At 53.6% G+C, this 21,429-nt stretch carries 24 protein-coding genes; 15 read left to right on the forward strand and 9 right to left on the reverse strand.

Translation table 11 applies throughout. The features are described from left to right. Positions 1 to 61: 61 nt before the first annotated feature. From HMPREF2596_RS10120 to HMPREF2596_RS10135, 4 genes are all read right to left on the reverse strand, one after another. Entirely contained in the window at positions 62 to 667 is a 606-nt protein-coding gene (locus tag HMPREF2596_RS10120) for a prolipoprotein diacylglyceryl transferase (RefSeq protein WP_070850945.1), read from the reverse strand. A 67-nt stretch (positions 668 to 734) separates the two neighbouring features. Beyond that, positions 735 to 1,346: a BON domain-containing protein gene (locus HMPREF2596_RS10125; protein WP_070850946.1), complete on the reverse strand. Its 612-nt coding sequence runs from the start codon at positions 1,344 to 1,346 to the stop codon at positions 735 to 737. A 73-nt stretch (positions 1,347 to 1,419) separates the two neighbouring features. Beyond that, positions 1,420 to 2,013, reverse strand: a complete 594-nt coding sequence (locus HMPREF2596_RS10130) for a phosphoheptose isomerase (protein ID WP_070850947.1) — start codon at positions 2,011 to 2,013, stop codon at positions 1,420 to 1,422. Positions 2,014 to 2,017: 4 nt separating this feature from the next. Next, complete coding sequence (locus tag HMPREF2596_RS10135) at positions 2,018 to 2,365, reverse strand: YraN family protein (protein WP_049359336.1); 348 nt, start codon at positions 2,363 to 2,365, stop codon at positions 2,018 to 2,020. 65 nt (positions 2,366 to 2,430) lie between these two features. Here HMPREF2596_RS10135 and rsmI point away from each other — a divergent pair, with 65 nt between their 5' ends. Further along, positions 2,431 to 3,318, forward strand: a complete 888-nt coding sequence (rsmI, locus tag HMPREF2596_RS10140; protein ID WP_070850948.1) for a 16S rRNA (cytidine(1402)-2'-O)-methyltransferase — start codon at positions 2,431 to 2,433, stop codon at positions 3,316 to 3,318. A gap of 216 nt (positions 3,319 to 3,534) precedes the next feature. Further along, a complete protein-coding gene (locus HMPREF2596_RS10145; protein ID WP_070850949.1) occupies positions 3,535 to 4,155 on the forward strand; it encodes a DUF1269 domain-containing protein in 621 nt (206 codons plus the stop codon). Between the two features lie 257 nt (positions 4,156 to 4,412). On the opposite strand, the gene HMPREF2596_RS10150 is transcribed toward HMPREF2596_RS10145, so the two are convergent. The 3 genes from HMPREF2596_RS10150 to HMPREF2596_RS10160 form a co-directional block, all read right to left on the reverse strand. Further along, positions 4,413 to 5,222, reverse strand: coding sequence for an alpha/beta hydrolase (locus tag HMPREF2596_RS10150; RefSeq protein WP_070850950.1), 810 nt, complete (start codon positions 5,220 to 5,222; stop codon positions 4,413 to 4,415). Positions 5,223 to 5,328: 106 nt separating this feature from the next. After that, positions 5,329 to 6,318 (reverse strand): peptidylprolyl isomerase, encoded by a 990-nt coding sequence (locus HMPREF2596_RS10155; protein ID WP_070850951.1) that lies wholly within the window; start codon positions 6,316 to 6,318, stop codon positions 5,329 to 5,331. Continuing rightward, positions 6,315 to 8,714, reverse strand: a complete 2,400-nt coding sequence (locus HMPREF2596_RS10160; RefSeq protein ID WP_349267285.1) for an LPS-assembly protein LptD — start codon at positions 8,712 to 8,714, stop codon at positions 6,315 to 6,317. Before HMPREF2596_RS10160 ends, HMPREF2596_RS10155 begins: the two co-directional genes overlap by 4 nt. A 69-nt stretch (positions 8,715 to 8,783) precedes the next feature. Between HMPREF2596_RS10160 and amgK the strand changes: the two genes are divergently transcribed. Both amgK and mnmG read left to right on the forward strand, forming a co-directional pair. Next, positions 8,784 to 9,788 (forward strand): N-acetylmuramate/N-acetylglucosamine kinase AmgK, encoded by a 1,005-nt coding sequence (gene amgK / locus HMPREF2596_RS10165; RefSeq protein ID WP_003749406.1) that lies wholly within the window; start codon positions 8,784 to 8,786, stop codon positions 9,786 to 9,788. 84 nt (positions 9,789 to 9,872) lie between these two features. After that, entirely contained in the window at positions 9,873 to 11,768 is a 1,896-nt protein-coding gene (gene mnmG, locus HMPREF2596_RS10170; protein ID WP_070850953.1) for a tRNA uridine-5-carboxymethylaminomethyl(34) synthesis enzyme MnmG, read from the forward strand. Positions 11,769 to 11,925: 157 nt separating this feature from the next. Here mnmG and HMPREF2596_RS10175 read toward each other — a convergent pair whose 3' ends face one another. Beyond that, positions 11,926 to 12,513, reverse strand: coding sequence for a GNAT family N-acetyltransferase (locus HMPREF2596_RS10175; protein WP_049336865.1), 588 nt, complete (start codon positions 12,511 to 12,513; stop codon positions 11,926 to 11,928). A gap of 95 nt (positions 12,514 to 12,608) precedes the next feature. After that, positions 12,609 to 13,199: a 5-formyltetrahydrofolate cyclo-ligase gene (locus HMPREF2596_RS10180; RefSeq protein ID WP_070850954.1), complete on the reverse strand. Its 591-nt coding sequence runs from the start codon at positions 13,197 to 13,199 to the stop codon at positions 12,609 to 12,611. Positions 13,200 to 13,277: 78 nt separating this feature from the next. Here HMPREF2596_RS10180 and HMPREF2596_RS10185 point away from each other — a divergent pair, with 78 nt between their 5' ends. The 11 genes from HMPREF2596_RS10185 (at position 13,278) to HMPREF2596_RS10235 (ending at position 21,270) form a co-directional block, all read left to right on the forward strand. After that, positions 13,278 to 13,520 (forward strand): hypothetical protein, encoded by a 243-nt coding sequence (locus HMPREF2596_RS10185; RefSeq protein ID WP_063076190.1) that lies wholly within the window; start codon positions 13,278 to 13,280, stop codon positions 13,518 to 13,520. Positions 13,521 to 13,698: 178 nt separating this feature from the next. Next, positions 13,699 to 14,427, forward strand: coding sequence for a 30S ribosomal protein S2 (rpsB, locus tag HMPREF2596_RS10190; protein WP_002258397.1), 729 nt, complete (start codon positions 13,699 to 13,701; stop codon positions 14,425 to 14,427). Positions 14,428 to 14,551: 124 nt separating this feature from the next. Beyond that, positions 14,552 to 15,406, forward strand: a complete 855-nt coding sequence (gene tsf / locus HMPREF2596_RS10195; RefSeq protein ID WP_049348536.1) for a translation elongation factor Ts — start codon at positions 14,552 to 14,554, stop codon at positions 15,404 to 15,406. A 220-nt stretch (positions 15,407 to 15,626) separates the two neighbouring features. Continuing rightward, complete coding sequence (gene pyrH / locus HMPREF2596_RS10200) at positions 15,627 to 16,346, forward strand: UMP kinase (RefSeq protein ID WP_003708812.1); 720 nt, start codon at positions 15,627 to 15,629, stop codon at positions 16,344 to 16,346. Between the two features lie 162 nt (positions 16,347 to 16,508). After that, positions 16,509 to 16,979 (forward strand): 23S rRNA (pseudouridine(1915)-N(3))-methyltransferase RlmH, encoded by a 471-nt coding sequence (rlmH, locus tag HMPREF2596_RS10205; RefSeq protein WP_036493712.1) that lies wholly within the window; start codon positions 16,509 to 16,511, stop codon positions 16,977 to 16,979. 145 nt (positions 16,980 to 17,124) lie between these two features. After that, a complete protein-coding gene (gene pyrE / locus HMPREF2596_RS10210; RefSeq protein ID WP_003682682.1) occupies positions 17,125 to 17,766 on the forward strand; it encodes an orotate phosphoribosyltransferase in 642 nt (213 codons plus the stop codon). 99 nt (positions 17,767 to 17,865) lie between these two features. Beyond that, positions 17,866 to 18,261, forward strand: coding sequence for an MJ0042-type zinc finger domain-containing protein (locus HMPREF2596_RS10215; protein ID WP_039862294.1), 396 nt, complete (start codon positions 17,866 to 17,868; stop codon positions 18,259 to 18,261). Continuing rightward, on the forward strand, positions 18,258 to 19,571 hold the full coding sequence (gene argA, locus HMPREF2596_RS10220) for an amino-acid N-acetyltransferase (protein ID WP_070850955.1): 1,314 nt from the start codon (positions 18,258 to 18,260) through the stop codon (positions 19,569 to 19,571). Before HMPREF2596_RS10215 ends, argA begins: the two co-directional genes overlap by 4 nt. Before the next feature lie 44 nt (positions 19,572 to 19,615). Further along, complete coding sequence (locus HMPREF2596_RS10225; RefSeq protein WP_003684015.1) at positions 19,616 to 20,395, forward strand: exodeoxyribonuclease III; 780 nt, start codon at positions 19,616 to 19,618, stop codon at positions 20,393 to 20,395. Further along, positions 20,382 to 20,726 (forward strand): hypothetical protein, encoded by a 345-nt coding sequence (locus tag HMPREF2596_RS10230; RefSeq protein ID WP_003749424.1) that lies wholly within the window; start codon positions 20,382 to 20,384, stop codon positions 20,724 to 20,726. The genes HMPREF2596_RS10225 and HMPREF2596_RS10230 overlap by 14 nt, the downstream gene beginning before the upstream one ends. A 10-nt stretch (positions 20,727 to 20,736) precedes the next feature. Continuing rightward, a complete protein-coding gene (locus HMPREF2596_RS10235; RefSeq protein WP_070850956.1) occupies positions 20,737 to 21,270 on the forward strand; it encodes an alpha/beta hydrolase in 534 nt (177 codons plus the stop codon). Positions 21,271 to 21,429: the final 159 nt, after the last annotated feature.

Below are 21,429 nucleotides of genomic sequence, written 5' to 3' on the forward strand. Positions count from 1 at the left end.
GGTTTCCTTCTTGTTTCAGACGGCATGGGGGCCGTCTGAACGGGACGGGTGTGCCGTCTGTTTAAAACAGGTTGTCGAGATTGTCTTTATTGCGCGGTTTGGTTTGTGGTTTGGCCTCAGGCTCGGCTTTGGGAGTCGGTTTGGACTCGGGGGCTTTGGCTTTTGCCGGTTTGTTTTCTGCTGCTTGTGCGGCCGGTTTACTGTCTGCGGCTTTGTTTGCTACCGGCTGGCTGTCTGCTTGAGGTGTGTTTTGAGCGGCAGGGCTGCTGTTGTCGGATTGTGTTTTTTCTGATTTGTCGGTTTCGGCGCGTTTGTTTTCTGTGCGTTTGCTGCGGTGTGCGGCAGGACGGTCGTTTTTTGCACCTTCTTCGGCTTTGTCGCTTTTTTCGGTTTGGGGAACAGCCGGGTTGCCGGAAGCGGTTTTTTCGTCGCCTTCTTGGGCGGGTTGGACGGTTTCAAGTTCGACTGTGCCGTTGGGACGCCAAACTTCAATGCGTGTGTCGTTTTGTTCGGCCGGATTTTTTGCAGGGGGTTCGGTTTTGCCGGAGTTTAGGGTGCTGAATACGCCGGCGACAAGGGCGGCGACGGCGACGAAGCTGACAAGGAAGAATGCGCGGATTAAGTGTTTGGGTTTAAGTTGGAAAGGGGCTTTATTATTTTTTGACATGATGGGTCGGGTAATAGTTGGTGGGATGGCCGTCTGAATGTTCAGACGGCCCTGAATTGCCTGTGAATCAGTTGGCAACGTAGTTTTGATAGAGGGTAACGACTTTTTGTACGCCGACGGTCGTGCTGACTTTTTGGGTCACGCGGGCTTGCTCGTCGGGCGTGAGGATACCCATGACATAGGTCACGTTGCCGTAAGTTACGATTTTGACGCGTGCTTGGGTAGTCGGGCTGAGGCCCAACAGGGCGGCGCGGACTTTGGATGTGCCCCAAGTGTCGTTGGTCACGTCGCCAAGCGAACGCGCTTGCGAGGCGACGGTAATGTAGTTGTACACGCCTTCTGCGGCTTGTTCGGAACGGGCGATGCGTTCGACAAATTGTTTTTCGCCTTCGGTGGCCACTTGGCCGAGCAGGAGCAGGTGGCGGTTGTAGCCGACAACGTTCAGTTTGGGCTTGTAGCCTTCAACTTGGTTGTTTTGGCGCAGGTAGGAGCGTGCAGTGGTTTCGACGCGCAGGGCCATAACGTTGTCGTCGGTTTGCGCGCCTGTGGTGCGGCGGTCGACGGCGGATTTGGTGCCGACGGCAGCACCGCCGATTAGTGCGCCGACGCAGCCGCTCAGACTCAGGCTCAAGAGGGTCGCTGTCAGAACGGGGAGGGCGTAGCGTTTGATATTCTTCATATCCTTTTCCTTGGGTATGGACGGGTGGGCGTTCAGACGGCCTTTAAGGGATGGGCCGTCTGAAAAGAAAGGGTTACATGCCTTCAAGCAGGGCGGAGTCGATACAGTCGCACATGGCGTGTATCAGCAGGATATGGTTTTCCTGAACGCGGGCGGTGCGCGGATAAGGGACGTTGAGCAAAACGTCGGTATCTTTGAGCATGGAGGCGATTTTGCCGCCGTCGCGGCCGGTCATGGCGATGACGTGCATGTCGCGTTCGTGTGCCGCTTTGATGGCTTCGATGACGTTGGCGGAATTGCCGGAGGTGGAGATGCCGACCAATACGTCGCCGGCACGTCCGAGCGCGCGCACTTGTTTGCTGAACACATGGTCGAAACCGTAGTCGTTGCCGATGGCGGTCAGGGCGGAAGTGTCCGTTGTCAGCGCGACAGCGGCCAATTCCATGCGCTCTTTTTCAAAACGGCCGGTCATTTCGGCGGCGAAGTGTTGCGCGTCGGCAGCCGAACCGCCGTTGCCGCAGGCTAAAATTTTGCCGTCGTTCATCAGGCATTGCAGCATCAGCTCGGCGGCCTGTGCGGTCGGCTCGACCAGTACTTTTTCAGCTTCCTGCTTGGCGCGGATGCTCTCAGCAAAATGTGCGGAAACGCGTTCTTGTAATGTTGTCATGAGGTTAACCTGTAATATTTTGAATCCATTCGGGCGGGCCGTCGCCCTCGATCAGTACCGCGTCCAGGCGGCAGGGCGCATGGTTTAACCCGTGCTTTTGCAGATAATACTCTACACTTCGTTGCAATTTCAATAATTTGGACGGCGAGATGCTGTATGCGGCACCACCGAAACCTCGGTTTTTGCGGTATTTTACTTCAACAAACACAATCGTACCGCCGTTTTTGACGATTAAATCGATTTCACCGTAGGCGCAATGCCAGTTCCGTGCCAGCAGCGAGCAGCCTTTGGCCTGTAGGAACGCCAGTGCCGCATCTTCGGCCGCCGCCCCCTGTTTGTGGTTTAAGCGCATGAAAAGTTTACCCGTTATATAATCATTGTTTTTAAAGAGACGCCGTTTCAGACGGCCTTGAATTTATGTACACAAAACACCTGCAAAAAGCCGTCGACAGCATCGAAAAACAGACATTATACGTTGTCGCCACACCCATCGGCAATTTAGCCGACATAACGCTGCGCGCGCTGGCCGTTCTGCAAAAGGCCGACATTATCTGCGCCGAGGACACCCGTGTTACCGCCCAGCTTTTGAGTGCGTACGGCATTCAGGGCAAACTCGTGAGCGTGCGCGAACACAACGAGCAGCAAATGGCCGACAAAATCATTGCCTATCTTTCAGACGGTCTGAGCGTCGCCCAAGTTTCGGATGCGGGTACGCCTGCGGTTTGCGATCCCGGTGCGAAACTTGCCGCCCGCGTGCGCGAAGCCGGATTTAAAGTGGTGCCTGTGGTCGGCGCAAGCGCGATCATGGGGGCGTTGAGCGTGGCCGGGGTAACGGAATCTGATTTTTACTTCAACGGTTTCCTGCCGCCGAAGGCCGGCGAACGCCAAAAGCTGCTGGCCAAATGGGCGGAAGCTGATTTTCCGATTGTGATGTTTGAAACGCCACACCGTATCGAAGCAAGCCTTGCGGATATGGCCGCGCAGTTCCCCGAACGCTGTTTGACTTTGGCGCGCGAAATCACCAAAACGTTTGAAACCTTCCTCAGCGGCACGGTTGCCGAAATCCAAGCCGCCCTTAAAAACGACAGCAACCAAACGCGTGGAGAAATGGTGCTGGTGTTGCACCCTGCTGTGAAAGAGAAACACAGTGATTTGCCCGAGGCGGCGCAAAACACCATGAAAATCCTTGCGGCCGAGTTGCCGACCAAACAGGCCGCCGAGCTTGCCGCCAAGATTACCGGCGAAAGCAAAAAAGCCTTGTACGATTTAGCGTTGGAGTGGAAACGGATTTCAGACGACGCTTGAGGTCTTGCAGGCTTATTTCTCTCAACCTGTGGTGTGAACGATGCGACGATTTCCTACAGGCAAGGCTGGGTATTGTTCGTTATCCGTTTGCCGGTTCTACAGGCTTTATATAGGCAAAGTTTTGTTTGCCGCATTGCTTCCCCCCCCTTGCAATTTATAATGACACTGCATACAACTAGTATGTTCTTAAATCTTTCAATCTACGGGAGTGGACTTATGAAACAAAACATCATCGTTGCCTTATTCAACATCTCCAGCGAAGCTTATCAAGCCTTTTCTGAATTGAAAGCTTACTCGCAGACAACAGATACTTTGGTGGCACAAGCCGTTTTGGTTAAAAAGGAAAATGACCTGATTATCCCAGCAGAAAGCACCGACTTTACCGCCAATACGGTCGAAGGCACATGGACGGGCGGCCTCATTGGTTCACTGGTCGGCATTCTCGGCGGTCCTATCGGTGTTCTGTTGGGTGGAGCTACTGGCGCACTCATCGGCAGTGATGCAGGCACTGACCAAACATTGGGAGAGGAGTTGTTGCTGGAAATTACAGCCAAAAAACTGGATAACGGCAGTACTGCAATCATTATTTTGGCGCAAGAATTCAACGAAGCTATATTGGATGCTTTCTTCCACCGTTTCAAAACCGTTATTCTCCGGCAAGATGCAGCCGTTGCCCAAGAGGACGTATTGGCAGCAATAGAAGCGCAGGAAGAAGTGGCACGTCAGGCACACGAAGCGTGGAAAAAACAGCGCAAAGCCGAACGCAAAGAGAAAGTGGAAGCCTTCAAGGCCGACATCAAACAAAAATTCGACAAATTGGCAGCCAAGTTGAAATAACACTGCCACCAACCCAAGGTATGTAACCGCTCAAATTTTCCGTTTCGGATGCATGCCAAACCGGTTTGAGGCTACCTGAAAATCTATTTTTCAGGTAGCCTCTCCCTTTTTCATGCCCCGAGACCTTTGCAAAGGTCTCAACCTATGTTATTGCAAAGGTCTCGGCCTTTTTATAATTGGATTTTAGATCGATCCAATAGGTTCAATACGCTTCTAAGTTTGCGTTTCAGACGGCCTCAATGTTTGGCAAACCTGCTTCAACGCTGCCATGCGTTGCGCAAATATTCGATGCAGTCGGTCAGGGCGTAAAACGGGGCGTTGCCGTGATTGGCGTTGGGGTAGAGGGTAAAGCGGACATCTGTGCCGAGGTGGTGCAAAGTGCCGGCAAGGATTTTGGCTTGTGCGACCATGCCGCGGCTGGTTTGGTCGGGACGGTTGTTTTTGCCCTCATGTTCGCCTGCGCTGAGGCGGATGCCGATTCCTTGCGGCAAAGTGTCGGGTAGCCAATCGAGTACGCGGCGGTCTTGCCACCAGATAGACGGTGACACCAGCAAATAATGGCGGAAGCGTTCGGGGCGGGTGAACAGGGAATAGAGGCCGTACAAGGCGCCGAACGAATGGCCGAAGACGGCTTGGTTTTGGGTATCGATGCGGTATTTGCTGTCGAGCAGGGCGGAGAGTTCGTCGTCGATAAAGCGGCTGAAGCGGTCGGCTTGGCCGTATTGTTTGCGTTCGGATTCGGGCGCGTTGTCGGGCAGCGGCGGCGTGTAGTCGAGGGCGCGTTGGCTTAAGTCGCGGATGGTGCCGCCGGTGTAGCCGATGCCGACAATCAGACAGGCGGCATGGCTTTTGGTGATGGGGTTGATGAGTAGGGATTGCGCCATATTAAGGATGGCGGGGAAAAAGGCATCCCCGTCAAGAATATACAGCACGGGATAGCCGCCTGCCGGACGCTCGCCGAGTGCCACGGCTTGAATGCGGTAGGTGCGGCCGGTGTGGGCGGAAGTAAGGGCGGTTTCTTCAGCTTGCAGCAGGGTGGCGGCTTGCCAGTCGGGACGGATGGACATGATGGGGTGCTTTAATCAATGGTTGCTTAAGGGAAAAGGCCGTCTGAATAATGGTTTTCAGACGGCCTTATTGTACGGATTTCTGCCTTTTTAACAATACGCGCGATTAGCGTACGTCAACGTAGGAGCTGCTGTGCAGTTCGCGCAGGAGGTTGGTGGTCGCCTGTTGCGCTTTTTGTTGGGACAGGTATTGGCGGACGGCGTTTTGTTGGCGCTCTTCAGGCGTACCTGCTTCGCGGACGTCGTTCAGCTTGATGATGTGCCAGCCGAATTGGGTGCGGACAGGGGCGCTGATTTGGCCGGGTTTGAGTTTGTGGACGGCTTCTTCAAACGGGGCAACCATCATGCCGTCAGCAAACCAGCCCAAATCGCCGCCGTTGCCGGCGCTGCTGTCTTGCGAGTATTGGCGTGCTAAACCGCCGAAATCTGCGCCGCTGCGGGCTTGTGAGTAGATTTTGCGGATGGTGCTTTCTGCGCCGACGGCGGCATTGTCGTTGTCGGCTTTAATGAGGATGTGTTGGGCATGATATTGGCGCACAGGGTCGGCTTCGGGCAGGGTGATGCCTTGTTGTTTGGCCTGCTCGATGTAGCGTGCCACTTCGGAGTCGCTCACGCGGCTGTTTTGCATGATGGCCTGTTGGCGCACTTTTTCAACAATAATGCTGTCGGCGATGTCTTGACGGACGGCGGCAGACGGGTTTTTGATGTTGGGATTGTGCGCGATGACGGCTTCGATTTCGCTATCGGTCGCTTGGATGTTGCGGCGTTTGCCGGCTTGGAGGATCAGGGATTGGTTGATCATTTGGGCCAAAACCTGTTGGCGCAGCTCGTTGGCGTCCATTTGTGTGCCTTTCGGCATGGTTTGACGCGCTTGCGCTACGGCTTGTTCTACTTGGCGGTGGGTAATGACTTCGTTGTCGACAACTGCGGCAATGCTGTCTGAAAGATGTACGCCGCTTTGTACGGCAGGCATGGTGGTGGCGCTGACGGCAGGGGCTTTGGCTGCGCGCGCTTTGCCTGCTTTGGCTTTAGGGGCGGCGTGTGTGCCTACTGCGAGAGTGAGTGCGGCGACGAGAATCAGGGGTTTGAAGTTCATTGTTTGACTACCTCGTTGGTTTTGCTGTAACCGGGGATGGCTAAGCGGAGTTTTTCGAATGGGTTGTTGCCGATATTGCTCAAGTCTTTGAGTTGGAGGTTGAAGAATACGGCGTTTTTGTGGCTGTTTTCGCCGGTAACATAGCGTTGGCCGACCAAGCTCGCGCTCCAGCAGCCGCAGTTGCTTTTGTATTCTGCACCGATGAGCATTTCCAGCGGTTTTTTGGCTTCGATTTCGTAGTTGTAACGGGCGACGGCGTACAGGTTTTTGCTCAACGGCCATTGGGCGGCAAGGTCGACTTGGCTGAGTTTGTCGTAGAAATAGTCGCCGTTGGCTTGCAGATAGATGCGCTCGTTGCGTCCGTATTTGTAGCGCGCGCTTAAGACTTTGCCGGGTTCGGGGTTGTAGGCGATCCCTGCGGCGTAGCTTTCGGCACGGCTTTGGTTTTGGTTGTAGTGGATGTCCAAGTCGATGCGGATGCTCGGGGTAATGTTGCCGTGTGCAAAGGCTACCCAGTCGGACTGGCTGCGCGGATAACGGCTGACGCTGCCGTCAGGCAGGACGTTGTCGTTTTTGAAGTAGAACTTCTGGCCGATACCTGCACGGAAGAGTTCCGCACCGGTGTTGGGGTTGAGGATGCGGCTTTGTGTAGCCAGCGTCAGGCTGTTGGCCGAATTGATGCGGTCGTTGCCCGAATACAGGTTTTCGCGGAACAGCTGCGAGTAGGTAAAGCTGTTTTCGGAGCTGTCGAAATTGGGCAGGTCGTTTTGGGACTTGGTCGGAATGTAGTTGTAAAACAGGCGCGGTTCGAGTGTTTGCAGGTATTCACCGCCGAATAGACGGGCCCTGCGCTCGAAAGTCAGGCCGCTGTCGACGTTGATGATCGGCAGGACGCGGCTGACATTGCGGCTGCTTTGGCCGTTGAAGCTGTTGAGGCTGTAATAAGTGGCATGTACGCCGACTTTAGGTCGGATGTAGCCCCATTGGTTGTGGAAATCCCATTTGACGCTCGGGTAGAGTACCACGCGGCTGCCGTCTTGCTTGGTATCGTGGTCAAAACGGGTGAATTGGCCGAACACGTTGAGTTGCGCTTTGCCGAGATGGCTTTGCCAACGGCCGGTCAGACGGGGCATGATGGCATAAGGCTCGTCTTTATAGCCGTCTTGGTTGGCCAGCGTTTGATATTTTTGTACGCGCAACGAGCCGTCAAAGCTGCCGCCCAACAGTTTGTCGCTGTAATTGAGCCATGCCTGACGGTCGAGGTTGACGTTGCGCGCGATGTCTTCGCGGCCGTAGAAGTCGCGGTAGTAATCGTCGTCGGAAACTTGGTTGTAGTTGATGCCGCCGCTGATTTTGCTGTTCAGCTGCTGCTGGTGTTTCCATTTGAACTGGTAGCGGTTGTTGTGGACGCTTTTTTGGTCGTTCGGCATCCAGTCGCCATCGACTTCGCCGCTGTAATTCGGCTGCAGATAACGCACTTGGCCACCCAGCTGCACACCGCGTTTGCTGATGATGCCCGGGCGGATGGTGGCATCCAAATTTGGGGCAAGGTTGAAGTAGTAGGGCAGGCTCAGCTCAAGGCCGTCTGAACCGGTGGCAATGGTCGGAACGAGCAGGCCGCTTTTGCGGTTGCCATTAATGGGGAAGTCTGCCCAAGGCGTGTAGAGGACGGGTACGCCGCCGAATACCAGCGAAGCGTGTTTGGCTACGCCGATACCTGTCGACTCATCGGCCTCAATGCTTTGGGCTTGGATATACCAGCTGGCATCGCCGGGCGAACAGGTGTTGAATTTGGTATTGATGAGTTTGTAGAGGCCTTTGCCTTTGAGTTCGGCTTTTTCGCTGACACTTTGAAGGCGGCGGCCGCCTTGTTCGGTATTGAGGCGCACGGCGGTGCCAGAGCCGGTTTGGTTTTTGAGGTTGTAAACCAATTGGTCGCCGGATACGGTCGAACCGTTTTGATACAGGGTAAAGCGGTCGCCGGCGGTAACGGTATCGGTGGCTTGGTCGTATTGCGCCCAATCGGCGTTGAGAACATCGGCATTGCGCTCGACAATGACGTCGCCTTCGGCACGGACGCCGACTTGGGTCTGGCCTTCTATTTTATCGGCGTTGACGCGTGTGTAATCGGCAGGCAGGGCAGGCTCGCCGCTGCGTTTGATTTCGGCGGTTTCGGCCGGCTTGGCATCTTCATGGTCGCAAAATAGGCAAGTGCTGCCCAAGGAAAGCGGATCGGCTTCGCTTTGGCCTGTTTTTGCCGGTTTGGATTCGGCGGCGTGGGCAGGGGTATAGTCTTCCGCCTGCGGAACAGAAGCATCTTCCGCGCGCACGGCTGTTGCGCCAAAGCCCATAATTAAGGCGAGTACCAAGGGTTTGAGTGAAAATAAACGAGCCAAAATCGCCCCTTAAATCGGTTTGCCAGTTAGAATAGCGGTTATTGTAACCTGAAATTCTGCGATACCGCTATGCAACGACAAACCGAATTACAAAACTGGCTGGAGTCTGTTTACCCGAACCAGCCGTTCGAATTGAGCTTTGCGGCAGCCGATGCCGACTTCCGCCGTTATTTCCGCGCGACGTTTTCAGACGGCCAAACCGTCATCTGTATGGACGCGCCTCCTGAGAAGATGAGTGTTGCGCCGTATTTGAAAGTGCAAAAACTGTTTAACATGGTCAATGTGCCGCAAGTGCTTCATGTGGATGAAGCGTTGGGCTTTATGGTGTTGAACGATTTGGGCAACACCACATTCCTGACCGCCATGAATCAGGAAAACAGCGAAACCGCCCACAAAGCCCTGCTGCTCGAAGCCATCGACGAACTGATCGAGCTGCAAAAAGCCAGCCAGCCCGGCAAACTGCCAGAATACGACCGCGAAGTCATGCTGCGTGAGATTAATTTGTTCCCCGAATGGTTTGTGGCCAAAGAATTGGGCCGCGAGCTGACCTTCAAGCAACGCCAGTTGTGGCAGCAAACCGTCGATACGCTGCTGCCGCCCCTATTGGCGCAGCCCAAAGTGTATGTCCACCGCGACTTTATCGTCCGCAATCTGATGCTGGCGAAAGGCCGCCCGGGCGTATTGGACTTCCAAGATGCGCTTTATGGCCCGATTTCCTATGATTTGGTGTCGCTGTTGCGCGATGCGTTTATCGAATGGGAAGAAGAATTTGTATTGGATTTGGTCATCCGTTACTGGGAAAAAGCACGCGCTGCCGAGTTGCCCGTGCCTGCCGAGTTTGATGAGTTCTACCGCTGGTTTGAATGGATGGGCGTACAACGCCATTTGAAAGTGGCCGGTATTTTTGCCCGCCTGTACTACCGCGACGGTAAAGACAAATACCGCCCGGAAATCCCGCGCTTCTTGAATTACCTGCGCCGCGTATCCCGCCGTTACAACGATTTGGCGCCGCTGTATGCATTGCTGGTCGAATTGGTCGGCGATGACGAATTGGAAACAGGCTATACCTTCTAAGCTTGGTTTTTTAAGATTTGATTCCACTTTTCAGACGGCCTGATCAACAAAAGGCCGTCTGAAACCTTTACAGAACACATAAAAATGACTTACATGATTTACCCCAAAACCTACGACGTGATTGTCGTCGGTGGCGGCCATGCTGGTACCGAAGCCGCGCTTGCCGCCGCACGCATGGGGGCGCAAACCCTGCTGCTCTCACATAACATCGAAACCCTCGGCCAAATGTCGTGCAACCCCTCCATCGGCGGTATCGGCAAAGGCCATCTCGTGCGCGAACTCGACGCATTGGGCGGCGCGATGGCGTTGGCCACCGACAAATCCGGCATCCAGTTCCGCCGCCTGAACGCCAGCAAAGGCGCGGCGGTTCGTGCCACGCGCGCGCAGGCGGACCGCATTTTGTATAAAGCCGCCATCCGCGAAATGTTGGAAAACCAAGAAAATCTCGACCTCTTCCAGCAGTCGGTTGACGACGTAACGCTCGACGGCGACCGCATCAGCGGCGTGGTTACCGCGATGGGCGTGGAGTTTAAAGCACGCGCCGTTGTATTGACCGCCGGCACGTTTTTGTCCGGCAAAATCCACATCGGTTTGGAAAACTACGAAGGCGGCCGCGCCGGCGACCCCGCCGCCAAATCCTTGGGCGGCCGTTTGCGCGAATTGAACCTGCCTCAAGGCCGTCTGAAAACCGGCACGCCGCCGCGCATCGACGGACGCACGATTGACTTCTCCCAGCTCACCGAACAGCCCGGCGACACACCCGTTCCCGTAATGTCCGTACGCGGCAGCGCCGATATGCACCCGCGCCAAGTGTCCTGCTGGATTACGCATACCAACACGCAAACCCACGACATCATCCGCTCAGGTTTCGACCGCAGCCCGATGTTTACCGGCAAAATCGAAGGCGTGGGTCCGCGTTATTGCCCGTCTATCGAAGACAAAATCAACCGCTTCGCCGACAAAGACAGCCACCAGATTTTCCTCGAACCCGAAGGCCTGACCACGCACGAATACTATCCAAACGGTATCTCCACCAGCCTGCCGTTCGATATCCAAATCGCCCTCGTGCGCAGCATGAAAGGCCTTGAAAACGCCCATATCCTGCGCCCCGGTTACGCCATCGAATACGACTACTTCGACCCGCGCAACCTCAAAGCCAGCCTCGAAACCAAAACCATCCAAGGCCTCTTCTTCGCCGGACAAATCAACGGCACGACCGGCTACGAAGAAGCCGCCGCACAAGGCCTGCTCGCAGGTGCGAACGCCGTGCAATACATCCGCGAACAAGACCCGCTCCTGCTGCGCCGCGAACAAGCCTATCTCGGCGTATTGGTGGACGACCTCATTACCAAAGGCGTGAATGAGCCTTACCGCATGTTCACCAGCCGCGCCGAATACCGCCTGCAACTCAGGGAAGACAACGCCGACATGCGCCTGACCGAAGACGGCTACAAAATCGGCTTGGTGGGTGAAGAACAATGGCGCATGTTCAACGAAAAACGCGAAGCCATCGAACGCGAAATCCAACGTTTGAAAACAACGTGGTACACGCCGCAAAAACTCGCCGAAGAAGAGCAGCTGCGCGTATTCGGCCAGAAACTCAGCCGCGAAGCCAACCTGCACGACCTCCTGCGCCGCCCGAACCTCGACTACGCCGCGCTGATGACCCTGCCCGACGCACAACCTGAAACCGCACTTGCCGACAGCGTGGTCGAACAAGTCGAAATCCAAGTCAAATACCAAGGCTATATCGACCGCCAAAACGAAGAAATCGACAGCCGCCGCGACATCGAAACCTTAAAGCTGCCCGACGACATCGATTACAGCAAAGTCAAAGGTTTATCCGCCGAAGTGCAGCAAAAGCTCAACCAGCACAAACCCGAAACCGTCGGACAGGCAAGCCGAATTTCCGGCGTAACCCCTGCGGCGGTGGCGTTGCTGATGGTGCATTTGAAACGCGGGTTTAAAGATGCCAAGTAAGGTTTAATCCGAATAAAGGCCGTCTGAAACTTTCAGACGGCCTTTATTTATCAGGGGATTGATGGTGTTGCACCTTATTTCATTAATTTTTTAAAGAGTTCGGATTGTCAGCAAGATGGGCGTATTCTGATGAAAAAATGAAGAAGAAAACGTTTTTTCAGGACGCGTCATAAGCTGCCGCTTTTTCGAGCAGTTTTACCCTTGCCTGCGGCCATTCCTCACGCAGCAGGCTGTATTCAACCGTATCGCGCACGCTGCCGTCTTTCCGCAGCTTGTGGCAGCGCAAGATGCCGTCTTGGTGTGCACCCAAGCGTTCGATGGCGCGTTGGGAGGCGGTATTGAGGTTGTCGGTCTGCCAGCAGACGCAACGGCAGTTTAAAGTGTCGAAAACGTAGTCGAGCAACATGATTTTGCAGGCGGTATTGATGTGCGTGCGCTGTGCCGACAGGGCATACCATGTGAAACCGATGTAGAGGCGTGGGATGGCGGGGTCGATGTGGTAAAGCGAAGTTGAGCCGACAATTTTTCCCGTGTCTTCGTCGATGACGGCAAAGGCGAGGCGGGTTTGTATGGCGGTGCGGATATAGTCAGCTACTTGGTGGGGTTCGGGCGCGGTGGTTACGTTCAGCTTCCAAACTTCGCCGTCGCAAACTGCTTCGCGCAAACCGGCTTCGTGTGCCGTTGTTAAAGGTTCGAGACGGACGCGGTCGAAGGATAAAACGGGAGTGGATGAAAAATCAGTCATGGAGGTTTCCTTTGTATTTGATAGTTTGAGTTTTCAGACGACCTTTTATAGTGTCTTAACGGACGGCATCTCTGAGGTCTTCTGAAAGCTATTGATTAATGATGTTTGAACATCAGCACGCCCGACTCCGATACAAACCCGTCCAGCGGCAGGTCGTGGGGTTCGGTCGGCAGGGTGTCGGTCAGTTGGCAGCCGAAGCCTACGCCCAGGGTTTGGGTTTGCAGGCGGTATTTCATGGCGGAGAGGGTGGCGTCGTAATAGCCACCGGCCTGTCCGAGGCGGTAGCCGCGTTTGTCGATGCCGACGATGGGGACCAGCAATAGGCTGAGTTGGTGGACGCGGATTTTTTTGCCGGTGAATTGGGGGACATGCAATTTGGCGCGGCCGCGTTTGCGTTCTTGTTTGGCGCCGTCGGCAGGGTAGGGGGTGAACCACATCCGCCGCGTGTTCGGTTCGATATAGGGCAGGTAGAGTTTTGCGCCGCGTTTTTGTGCGGCACGGACAAAGCCGTCCAATCGCAATTCCTTGCCCATCGGCCAATACACGCCGATTTTCCGTCCTTTTTTGATGTAGGGCTTGAGCAGGCGGTTGATGGTTTCGGTGGCGGCGTTACGCTCGTCGGCGCTCATTTGGGCGCGTGCGCGGCGGAACTGTTTGCGTAGTGCCGATTTTTCGGGATTCCTCATTTTCAGACGGCCTTTCGGGATTGCGGTAGAATGTTGCGATTATAACGATTTTGTTAACATTCAAACAGGACGCACACGATGTGGCACATTGTCGCCATCGGCTATCTTTTTGTTGCCGTGATGTTTTCCGCCGCGCAGCCGAGTATTGCGCGCGCGTTGATTTATTTGGTTTTTTGGGCAGTGTTGCCCACTGTGTTTACGGTCTTTGTCGTGACCATCCGTCGCCGCAACCGCCTGATGAAACGGCAGGAGCAGGCGGAGTTTGAAGCGGCCCGCCAAAAGGCGGTACAGGCAGATGAAAAACAGGACGGGAAGGTATAAAATCCCTTTTCAGACGGCCTCTTATCCGCTATAATCCGTCAGTTTTCCATTTCGGAAACACGCTTTTATTTTTTTAAAACTTATGCCCACTTTCGCCGAAGGGTGCTTGACAATAGGCGCCGCCTATCAAGTTCTATGCGATTGAATGTGTGCTCTTTAACCCTTTCAAGGAAATAACATGTCTCAAATTACTATGCGTCAGATGATTGAAGCCGGTGTTCACTTCGGTCACCAAACCCGTTTCTGGAACCCGAAAATGGCCCAATACATTTTCGGTGCGCGCAACAAAATCCATATTGTAAACTTGGAAAAAACCCTGCCGATGTTCCAAGAGGCGCAAGAAGCCGTACGCCGTCTGGTTGCCAATAAAGGTACAGTATTGTTCGTAGGTACCAAACGCCAAGCCCGCGACATCATCCGCGAAGAAGCTACCCGTGCCGGTATGCCTTTCGTTGATCACCGTTGGTTGGGCGGTATGCTGACCAACTACAAAACCGTTAAGCAATCCATCAAACGCCTGGAAGAAAAAACTGCTGCTCTGGAAAACGCTGCTGAAGGCGGTTTCAACAAAAAAGAAATTCTGGAAATGCAACGCGACGTTGAAAAACTGGAACGTTCTTTGGGCGGTATCAAAAACATGAAAGGCCTGCCTGACGCGATTTTCGTTATCGATACCGGCTACCAAAAAGGTACTCTGGTTGAGGCTGAAAAACTGGGCATCCCTGTTATCGCCGTAGTCGATACCAACAACAGCCCTGACGGCGTGAAATACGTTATCCCTGGTAACGATGACTCCGCCAAAGCCATCCGCCTGTACTGCCGCGGCATCGCCGACGCAGTTTTGGAAGGCAAAAACCAAGCGCTGCAAGAAACTGTAGCCGCTGCCCAAGAAGCTGCTGCCGAGTAATTCGGTACACGGAAGAGGGGCGTTATGCCCCTTTTCTCAAATCCCGTTCTGAAATCCGTTTCAGACGGCCACTATTTCCAAACACGGCAAATGGCCGTGTTCCCAAAAATCTAGGAGATTCAAAATGGCAGAAATTACTGCAAAAATGGTTGCCGACCTGCGCGCCGCTACCGGCCTGGGCATGATGGAATGCAAAAAAGCCTTGGTTGAAGCTGAAGGCAACTTCGACAAAGCCGAAGAAATCCTGCGTATTAAATCCGGTGCGAAAGCCGGTAAACTGGCCGGCCGTACTGCTGCCGAAGGCGTATTGGCTTACGCGATCAACGGCAATGTCGGTGCATTGGTTGAAGTAAACTGCGAAACCGACTTCGTTGCCAAAGACGCGGGCTTCGTAGAATTTGCCAACTTCGTTGCGAAAACTGCTGCCGAGAAAAAACCGGCTACCGTTGAAAAACTGAGCGAACTGGTTGAAGCAGAACGTAAAGCCATCATCGCTAAATTGGGCGAGAACATGTCTGTTCGCCGTTTCCAAGTGATTGACACTGCCAACCAACTGGTTGCCTACATCCACGGTGCTTTGGCTACCGAAGGCGTATTGGTTGAGTACAAAGGCTCTGAAGACGTAGCACGCAAAATCGGTATGCACATCGTTGCCGCCAAACCTCAATGCGTATCCGAAGCCGAAGTGGATGCTGAAACCATCGAAAAAGAACGCCACATCTACACCGAGCAAGCCATTGCTTCCGGCAAACCTGCCGAAATCGCCGCTAAAATGGTTGAAGGCCGTATCCGCAAATTCTTGGCTGAAATCACTCTGAACGGCCAAGCATTCGTGATGAACCCTGACCAAACTGTTGCCCAATTCGCCAAAGAAAACGGCACTGAAGTAATCAGCTTCGTACGCTACAAAGTAGGCGACGGTATCGAGAAAGCCGTTGTTGACTACGCGGCCGAAGTTGCTGCCGCTGCTAAAGTGTAAGGCACTTATGAAAAAGAAAGCACCTAGATTCCAAACGAATCAGGGTGCTTTTTTTTGAGAAAACCGTTTACGGTACCTAATTTAAGACGGCTGAATATTCAGGCCGTCTGAAAACCAAAACAATAATAAACCGACACACTCTATCATTAATATTCCGACCGTTTGAAAATTCAGACGGCCCGACCCCCGACCGACGACATTCAAGAAAGCAAGGTATCCCATGACACAGCAAATCAAATACAAACGCGTATTACTGAAACTCTCCGGCGAATCCCTGATGGGCTCTGATCCATTCGGCATCAATCACGATACCATCGTTCAAACTGTCGGCGAAATTGCCGAAATCGTGAGAATGGGCGTGCAAGTCGGTATCGTTGTCGGCGGCGGTAACATTTTCCGCGGCGTATCTGCACAAGCAGGCAGCATGGACCGCGCCACTGCCGACTACATGGGCATGATGGCAACTGTGATGAACGCCTTGGCACTCAAAGACGCATTTGAAACCTTGGGCATCAAAGCGCGCGTACAATCCGCACTGTCTATGCAGCAAATCGCTGAAACTTACGCCCGTCCTAAAGCCATTCAATATTTGGAAGAAGGCAAAGTCGTGATTTTCGCCGCCGGTACTGGTAACCCATTCTTCACGACCGACACTGCCGCTGCATTGCGCGGTGCGGAAATGAACTGCGACGTGATGCTCAAAGCCACCAACGTGGACGGCGTGTACACCGCAGACCCGAAAAAAGATCCATCTGCAACACGTTACGAAACCATTACTTTTGACGAAGCCTTGTTGAAAAACCTCAAAGTGATGGATGCCACCGCCTTCGCCCTCTGCCGCGAACGCAAACTCAATATCGTGGTCTTCGGCATTGCTAAAGAAGGCTCGCTCAAACGCGTGGTAACCGGCGAAAACGAAGGTACGCTGGTTCACTGCTAATCATTGAAAGGCCGTCTGAAACAGCCGAACGGGATACATTCGGCTTTCAGACGGCCTTTTATTTTCAGTCGGTTGCGTGGGCATTGGCTCATGGTTTGAAAAGGTTGAGAACTTGCTTGACCATAATGCCCAACCGACAATTCGATAGTAAAAGGATACCCCATGAATATCACCGTCTTGGCTGTCGGCACGAAAATGCCGCGTTGGGTCGATGAAGCCGTCGGCGAGTACGCCAAACGCTTCGGGCGCGATGTCAATTATGCGCTGAAAGAAATCAAGCCGGAAAAACGCGGCGCGGGTGTGAATGCGGCTCAGGGCATGGCGGCTGAAGAAAAACGCCTGCTGGAAGCCATCCCGCAGGGCGCATTTTTGGTGGTATTGGACGAGCGCGGCAAAGCGCCGACTTCGGTCGAATTGGCGCAACATTTGAAAAGCTGGCAGCAAAACGGCGAACACGTCTGCTTTATTATCGGCGGCGCAGACGGCATGACCGACCGTTTGAAACAGCAGGCAAACATGATGATGCGTCTTTCCAGCCTGACCCTGCCGCACGGCATGGTGCGCGTTTTGCTGACCGAGCAGCTTTATCGTGCCGTTTCGATTTTGCACAATCATCCGTATCATCGGGAATAATCCGTTTTGATTGCCGGGATAAGACGGTAATGCCGCCTTGTCGGTTAAAAGCGGGGCGAACCCGTTTTTCAGACGGCCTGATTTTTCCGCATGAATCCTTTATAATCGTTTCTTTGATAAATCAACATCTTTCGGGAGAACCCAAATGTCCGATTTCCGTCAAGACTTCCTCAAATTCGCTTTGGCACAAAACGTGTTGAAATTCGGCGAATTTACGACCAAGGCCGGCCGTCAGTCGCCTTATTTTTTCAATGCCGGTTTGTTCAATGACGGCGCATCGACTTTGCAGCTGGCGAAGTTTTACGCCGAAGCCATTATTGCCAGCGGCGTGAAGTTCGATATGCTGTTCGGCCCAGCCTACAAAGGCATTATTTTGGCGGCGGCAACAGCGATGATGTTGGCGGAAAAAGGCGTAAACGTACCGTTTGCCTACAACCGCAAAGAAGCCAAAGACCACGGCGAAGGCGGTGTGTTGGTAGGCGCGCCTTTGAAAGGCCGCGTGCTGATTATCGATGATGTGATTTCCGCCGGTACATCCGTGCGCGAGTCGGTCAAACTGATTGAGGCCGAAGGCGCAACGCCTGCCGCAGTGGCCATTGCGCTCGACCGCATGGAAAAAGGCACGGGCGAATTGTCGGCGGTGCAGGAAGTCGAAAAACAATACGGCCTGCCGGTGGTTTCGATTGCCAACCTGAACGACTTGTTCACGCTCTTGCAAAACAATGCCGAATTTGGCGGCTTCTTCGAGCCGGTCAAAGCCTATCGCGAACGTTACGGCGCGGTTTAAACCATAACATCATGCTCAGGTCGTCTGAAAACTGTTTCAGACGGCCTGAAACATTGGCTAAAATATATTTTTGATTCAATACACTTACGGAAAATACTCATGCCTGCTTGTTCTTGTCCTCATTGTAAAACACCGCATTGGGTGAAAGATGCCCAGTTGAACGTGGCGCAGGGTTTCGTGGTCTGCACGCGTTGTTCGGGGATGTTTAAGGCCAAGGATTATCTGTCGGGCAACCTGCCGGCCGATCCGGCCCATCTGCCTGTGGCGGTAACGGATGTGCGCCTCGTGCATAACATCGGCGCGCAAATCCTCAAGCATTCCAAACTCTCGCGCAAAGAAATTTCCGATTTGCTCAACAGCGCGCTCAAGGAAGAGCCCAAGGCGGAAGAGCAAGCGGCGGTCAAAACGCGCAAGGACGGGTTCAACTGGACGTTGGCATCGTTGATTGCGCTGACGGTTTTGATTATGCAACTCTTTTATCTTGCCCTGCTATGAGTAATATCGCCCATTTTGTCGCCAGCTTTCGCGAAGCCGCGCCCTATATCCAATATTTGCGCGGCAAAACCATGGTGGTCGGCGTGACCGATAGCCTGTTGGAAGGCGAAACCCTGATCCGTTTGGCCGCAGATTTGAACCTGTTGGCCAGCTTGGGCTTGCGTTTGGTCTTGGTGCACGGTTCGCGGCATTTGCTCGACAAATTGGCTTCGGGTCGGAATTTTGTTCCGAAATACAGCGGCAGCCGACGGATTACCGATGAAGCGACCCTGATGGAAGTGAAGCAGGTGGCGGGGATTATCCGCAGCGATGTCGAAGCAGCTTTGTTCAGCAGCGTATCTGCGCAGCAACGGAGCAAGCCGCCGGTTATTGCGTGCGGCAACTTTATTACCGCCCGTCCGTTGGGCGTTATCGACGGCGTGGACATGGGCTATACCGGTACCGTCCGCAAAATCGACGCGGAAGAAATCCGTTTGCGTTTGGATGGCGGCGCGGTGGTGCTGATCAGCCCTTTGGGGCATTCGTACAGCGGCAAAACCTTCAATCTGAGTATGTGTGAAACCGCGCAGGAAGTGGCCATGGCTTTGCAGGCGGAGAAGCTGGTTTTCCTGACCGAAGAAGCGGGTATCCGCCGCGCTGACGGCTCGTTGGCCAATACGTTGTCTGTCGGCGAAGTGCAGGAGTTGGTGCGCGACAATCCCGATGTGCCGGTTGATTTGCTCCATGCGGCAGTGTGCGCACTGGAAAACGGCGTATCGCGGGTGCAGATTCTCAACGGCCGCGAAGACGGCAGCCTGTTGCGCGAGCTGTTTACCCGCGAGGGCAGCGGTACATCTATTGCCCGTGAGCCGTTTGTTTCCATCCGTCAGGCACGCAGCGACGACATTCCGCACATCATCGCCTTAATCCGTCCGTTGGCGGAACAAGGCATCTTGTTACACCGCAGCCGCGAGTATTTGGAAAACCATATTTCCAGTTTTTCCGTATTGGAACACGATCAAAACATTTACGGCTGCGTGGCGTTGAAAACCTTTGCCGAGCCGGACTGCGGCGAATTGGCCTGCCTGGTGGTGTCGCCCGAAGCGCGCGACGGCGGCTACGGCGAATTGCTGTTAGAACATTTATTCCAAAAAGCGCGCGCCTTAAATATCAAAACGCTTTTCGCCTTATCCACGCACACGGGCGAATGGTTTGTCGAACGGGGCTTTCAGACGGCCTCGGCCGATGACCTGCCTGCCGAACGCCGGCAGGAATACAATGCCAACGGCCGCAATTCCAAAGTATTTGTTTATGATTTGCAGGCCGTCTGAAAACTTCAATCCTATCATCCGTTTTTAAACATCACTCAAATCTTATGTTGAAAATTATCTCTGCCAACGTCAACGGCATCCGCTCCGCCTATAAAAAAGGTTTTTACGAATACATCGCCGCATCGGGCGCGGACATTGTCTGCGTGCAGGAACTGAAAGCTCAAGAAGCCGATCTGTCGGACGATATGAAAAATCCGCACGGTATGCACGGCTACTGGCATTGCGCCGAAAAGCGCGGTTACAGCGGCGTGGCGGTGTACAGCAAACGCAAACCCGACAATGTGCAAATCGGCATGGGCATTGAAGAATTTGACAGGGAAGGCCGTTTTGTCCGTTGCGATTTCGGCAAGTTGTCGGTAATTTCGCTGTATCTGCCCAGCGGCAGCAGCGCGGAAGAGCGCCAACAAGTGAAATACCGCTTTTTGGACGCGTTCTATCCCATGCTCGAAGCCATGAAGAACGAAGGACGCGACATCGTTGTCTGCGGCGACTGGAATATTGCCCACCAAAATATCGACTTGAAAAACTGGAAGGGCAATCAGAAAAATTCGGGCTTCCTGCCTGAAGAGCGCGAATGGATAGGCAAAGTCATCCACAAGCTCGGCTGGACGGATATGTGGCGCACGCTTTATCCCGATGTACCGGGCTATACCTGGTGGAGCAATCGCGGACAAGCGTATGCGAAAGATGTCGGGTGGCGCATCGATTATCAGATGGTTACGCCGGAGCTGGCCGCCAAAGCCGTTTCCGCACATGTTTATAAAGATGAAAAATTCTCGGATCACGCCCCTTTAGTTGTGGAGTATGACTATGTTGCCGAATAAGTTTTTTGGTAAGTACGACTGGAATATAAACAGTAAAACCGGCGTAGGTGCGGTTTGGGTTGTGGCGGCATTTGTGCTGCCTATGCTGGTGTGGGCAATATTTATGCTGGCGCGGATGTCCGGCTGGGTTGCGCCGACCAAGGCCAATCCGACTTGGGCGTTGGTGTGGCTGCTGTTTTCATTGCCTTGCCTGCTGATTGCGGCCAAATGCTTTGCTTGGAAGGGTTGGCGGCTGATTGCCAACATCGTACTGTGTCTGGCGACTTGTGCCATTCTCAGCGTGCCAGCCGCCTTGTTGATCGCATTTACACTCAACGACTTGCTCAAATAGGCCGTCTGAAATGCAGAGCTTCGAACTCGAAGAAATGGCACTGTTTCTGATACGCGATGCGGATGAAGCGGAAATGTGGATAGACCGCTGGGCGGTCAGCTATCCGATTGTTCAAACCGCCGAAGCCGATAGTCGGCAAACCGTTTCCGAATGGCAACACGCCATTCAGACGGCCTTTGAGCATATCGTCAGTAGAAATATTGCCGTCGTGGCTCATGGTGTTGGTGTGTCTGCATTTTTGGCATGGCTGTACCAAGCCGACATCCTGACGCAAAAACGCCTGACCAATATTATTTTGGTCTCGCCGCGTCCCGAGGCTTTTCCCGAAGACGAAATCCATACGTTCCAACGCGTCCGTTGCCCTTGTCGTACGGCGTTGATCATCGCCGAAACAAACGGTACGCCACGCGATTGGGCGCAAGAACAGGCCGACCGCTGGCAGGCGCGCCTGCTTCAATCGCCGCATTCCGGCCGGTTAAACGGCGCACTCGGCGGCTGGCAATGGGGCATGAAGCTGATGCAGGAAATGCTGTTGAGTAAGTAGTGTAGCAGTATCTATTAATATTAATAAACGAAGGCCGTCCGAAACCGATATGTGTTTCAGACGGCCTTTGTTTGCAAATATCATGTTAAATATAATTAAAAGAAACTATTCTCATTTCTTTTATGAAGCAATATAATTCGGTTGTTTTGTTAAATTGAG

This window comes from Neisseria sp. HMSC078C12 (assembly GCF_001838065.1).
In the GTDB taxonomy this organism is placed as follows: Bacteria; Pseudomonadota; Gammaproteobacteria; order Burkholderiales; family Neisseriaceae; genus Neisseria.